Annotated in this window: 6 protein-coding genes; 1 reads left to right on the forward strand and 5 read right to left on the reverse strand. The window is 50.2% G+C overall.

The window, feature by feature from the left end; all coding sequences use genetic code 11:
- The 4 genes from ABF86_RS12235 to ABF86_RS12250 all read right to left on the reverse strand — a co-directional run.
- Window positions 1–231, reverse strand: a 231-nt coding sequence (locus ABF86_RS12235; protein WP_160803498.1) for a transposase, incomplete at its 3' end; no start/stop codon positions are given.
- Between the two features lie 50 nt (window positions 232–281).
- Complete coding sequence (locus tag ABF86_RS13015; protein ID WP_345889575.1) at window positions 282–512, reverse strand: pseudouridine synthase; 231 nt, start codon at window positions 510–512, stop codon at window positions 282–284.
- A 54-nt stretch (window positions 513–566) separates the two neighbouring features.
- Window positions 567–857, reverse strand: coding sequence for a hypothetical protein (locus ABF86_RS13020; protein WP_240142341.1), 291 nt, complete (start codon window positions 855–857; stop codon window positions 567–569).
- Window positions 854–2,569, reverse strand: a complete 1,716-nt coding sequence (locus tag ABF86_RS12250; protein WP_074456469.1) for a protein adenylyltransferase SelO family protein — start codon at window positions 2,567–2,569, stop codon at window positions 854–856. Before ABF86_RS12250 ends, ABF86_RS13020 begins: the two co-directional genes overlap by 4 nt.
- 694 nt (window positions 2,570–3,263) lie before the next feature.
- Here ABF86_RS12250 and ABF86_RS12255 point away from each other — a divergent pair.
- Window positions 3,264–3,530, forward strand: a complete 267-nt coding sequence (locus ABF86_RS12255) for a hypothetical protein (protein ID WP_177162474.1) — start codon at window positions 3,264–3,266, stop codon at window positions 3,528–3,530.
- Here ABF86_RS12255 and ABF86_RS12260 read toward each other — a convergent pair.
- Window positions 3,527–3,786, reverse strand: a 260-nt coding sequence (locus ABF86_RS12260; protein ID WP_160803499.1) for an IS3 family transposase, incomplete at its 5' end; no start/stop codon positions are given. The two genes, ABF86_RS12255 and ABF86_RS12260, sit on opposite strands and share 4 nt — an antisense overlap.

A 3,786-nucleotide genomic window follows, 5' to 3' on the forward strand; every position in this document is an offset into this window, starting at 1 on the left:
CTTGTTTTCTAGTTTAAGCCGCCGGATTTCTTCCTGCTCCGGTGTCAGTTTCCCATTACCGCGGAATGCCTGACCATTAGTATCCGCCTGGCTCTCCCTGATCCATCGCCCAAGCATGTTAGCCCTGATTTCCAGGCTTCTGGCAGCTTCTGCTATCGTTAATCCCTGATCCAGTACCAAGCTGATTGCATCCAGCTTGAATTCCTTTGTATAGTGTTTCCTAGGCTCCATTTCATCCTCCAATTAAGACTATTTTCTCTTAACTGGAGTGTCCGGGTCTATTAGACCATATCAATGCGATGCTGCAAGAAACCATCATCGGTCAGTAGCAGGAGGCCCTCGGAATCGTAATCCAGTCGCCCGGCCGGGTAGACGCCAGGAATTTCGATCCAGTCTGCAAGGGTAGATCGGCATTCTGGCCTGGCCGCCGTGCGTTTGTCTGTAAACTGACTGAGTACATGAAACGGCTTATTGAAAAGGATAAGCTCAGCTATGAGGTAGCTCCCGGGCAGGTAATGAAGAAATCAAGAAGGATAGTACGAAGAAAAGATACCCAAGGGTAACGGTCAGCCCAGTGATGAAGAGAACCGAGGAGTGGGCACGGGATCAAGTTGATTCGAACGGGTATACCCAAACCGATCCTGCGCTGAATGCTGCAGCAATTCATAAAACACACCCTCACCGATCATCAGACACTGGAACCGGAAATTGAGACGGTAAAGCAGCAAAGCTACACCTTTGATGACGAGGAGTTCTTGCCCGGGCTTATGCCTTGCAGTGCTGTCCTCTCGTCCCAGCAGCGCTTCCAACATTGGTGTGGCCACGCCCATAGCTCCAATCGATTTTTGAAAAGTCACGATGAACAGCTTAAATGCGACGACCCGCCGACGCCAAACAACTCCAGTGGCTTCAGCCTATAGTATTTCTCATCCACCTCCTTCGATTGCTCGGCGTATGGTTGTGTCATGACCTCCTGCAGCTCTTGAATTAAAGAGTAGTCTCCTGTAGCCGCTTGCTGATACGCAGGCACCACGAACCATTCCCGCAAACTGTATTTTGGGTTGACGCGTTTCATCTGGCGAGAAAGTTCCTCACGAGAGCAAGATTGAGTGAGCGACTTCCATTTTGTGAGCCACGCTGACCATCGTTTGTCCATCCCTTCCGAGTCTGCATGATACGTCGAGTTCTTGTAGAAGCTTTTTTTGAGTAAGCCAATATCGTCGGGCACCATCGAGAGCTCACGGAAGAACATGGTGTAATCAACCGATGTTTGCACCATCAACGTTACCAGCTCGCTGAACAACGTCGCATGAAAAGTGCCAAGCCCAAGCTTGGCAGCCCACATCTTCTCCATTTGCGCTTGCATCACCTTTGGAAAATCACTTTGAATCTCGTCGAGCTGCGCCAGACAGTCTTGATGCACCATCAGCAACGGCCGCAATGCCGAACAAAACATGTGGAAGTTGCGTTCTGCTGCCACGGGTTGGTTCAGGAACGAGTAATGACGCCCGCCACCCGTCCAAGGCTGGTAATGTGGATTGAACACATCGCAGAATCCGAATGGGCCGTAGTCGAGTGTGAAGCCGCCAGCTGCACAGTTGTCACTGTTGAAGTTACCTTGGCAGTAGCCGACGCGGATCCAGTTCGCCACAAGCGACGTGAGTCGCTTGAGAAATTCACGGACAAGCAACACCACTTTTTCGGTGGTCGCCAGCTTCTGGTCGATGACGTCATCGTACTCACGATCGATCAAATACAACACAATCTTTTCGAGCTCTTCCATCGCTCGTGGGTGTTCCATCTTACGGGCACGGCGACCGAAGAGCTCGAGTTGACCAACCCGAATGAACGAAGATGCGACGCGTGTCGAGATGGCAACCGCTTCCGATACAAGCATGTCCGGATCCTGCGAGTGTGAACCCTCTGAGTACCATGGCCGGCGGACCTTCTCCGTTTTTGAAACGTACAAACTCAAAGATCGAGACGTTGGCACCCCAAGCGCATGCATATGCTCCTGTGCCAGAAACTCCCGGACACTCGACCGCAGAACGGCCCGTCCGTCGGCGCCCCGGCAGTAGGGTGTCCGGCCACCGCCTTTTAGCTGCATTTCCCAGCGTTGACCATTGATGACGGCTTCAAGCACTGAAATTGCGCGCCCGTCGCCATATCCATTGCCGGTTTGGAACGGGCATTGCTGGTAGTATTCGGTGCCGAAGATGGAAAGTGCATAGCCACACGCCCAACCGACCTTGCGCATCGGCTCCGGAACATGGGCAAGGTCGCCGGAGAACACGCGGACGAAGTCGGCCGACGTCGCCATGCTGTCGGCAAAGCCCAGTTCGCGAAAAAAGTTTTTACTGTGCGCCACGTACTCGGGGTCTTCAATTGGCGTGGGGTTGACGGGAACATAGTGACCCGTAAAGACTTGCCGCGGCGTGTGGTTGCGTCCGTTTACTTCCGCGTCAGGGTCGCAGTTGAGAGAATCCATGAACGAATAATTTGCCAATTTTGCGAGATCGTCAAGAGTCGCAATGATAGGGGGTGTTCCTTGGGTCAGTCGCTTTATCATAAGGGTTCCTCATGCGTGGGCCAGGGGATGTACCGGGGAACTCTAGGAAGTGATGGCATCGCGCAAGTGGGTATTTTCTCAGAGCCAGAGGCGCCGGCAACTGCTTTCCCGGTTACTTTGCCGTAAAAATCAATTGATAGGGATACTGCTAACTTTATGGAGGAAAACAAATGCTCTGAAGTATATAAAATTGAGACTAAGCCTAAAGCAGCTAAAGTGATCATTCCAGCAAAGGCAAGCAAACGGCTAGCCCCTGCATAGCAAGCCGTACACACGCCATAATATTTGCCATTGGCCAAGCCATCAAGTTATTTGAGGCGGACGACAAATTTAACGCAAAACAAGCTGGGATAAATAACAAAATCTGTAAAAAAGTCACAAAAACAACACCTTAAAAACAAGCTCAACGCTCAATAAAAAAGCATGGAGCTCACCAAGTAAACTCTATGTAAACCCTATGCCTTTAAAATTAATATGCCGCAAGGCAACCAGCCTCTTTGCATTTGACTAATGTTACAGCGCTACTAAAGGGAATGCGAAACCTTGCTTAGCAGTCATACAACCCATTAACTAACACAAGCAAATATTGGGCTTATTGGGCTGACCCTTGACGACGTGAAAACCTTGCAGCTTATGGGGAACCCCTACCATGCACAAACACAACTGTAACATTCTACCACTGAGCGTAAATGACATGACAACAGCAGCTGCCATCTGTGCAGCTGCGATGAATGAAAACCCTTTGCACATCAAGGTGTTCGGTGCCAACCCAGACTTACGTCAACGTCGACTCAGGCGTATGTTTCCCGCCCTGCTGGCCTATGTAAAGCGTAAAGGTGATCTGTACGGCGCTTTTATTGATGGCAACCTCATTGGTGTATTAGGCATGCTGCCACCCAATACTTGCCAACCAACATTTAGGGACTTAACGTGGTCAAGTAAAATCGGACACCTCAGTTAAGCTGCTTTTATCGATTTTGCTGCTTCTGCTTCATATTGATTCGGACTTTTGTAATCCAGGTATGAATGCAGTCTTTGGTTATTATAAAACACGGCGATATACTGCAAAATATCCTGCTGTGCTGCATGGCGGGTTTGGTAATGCCGCCATTGGCAGCGTTCCTGCTTGAGGCTGCCAAAGAAACTTTCCGCAACCGCATTATCCCAACAATTTCCCAGACGACTCATGCTGCCAATAAAACCGTATGCTTTCAGTA

This window comes from Nitrosomonas sp. GH22 (assembly GCF_009833115.1).
Lineage (GTDB): Bacteria > Pseudomonadota > Gammaproteobacteria > Burkholderiales > Nitrosomonadaceae > Nitrosomonas > Nitrosomonas eutropha.

Excerpts from the sequence above, each read along its gene's own strand:
- ABF86_RS12255 (WP_177162474.1), top strand. The coding sequence starts at position 3,264 with ATGACAACAGCAGCTGCCATCTGTGCAGCTGCGATGAATGAAAACCCT.
- ABF86_RS12250 (WP_074456469.1), bottom strand. The coding sequence starts at position 2,569 with ATGATAAAGCGACTGACCCAAGGAACACCCCCTATCATTGCGACTCTT.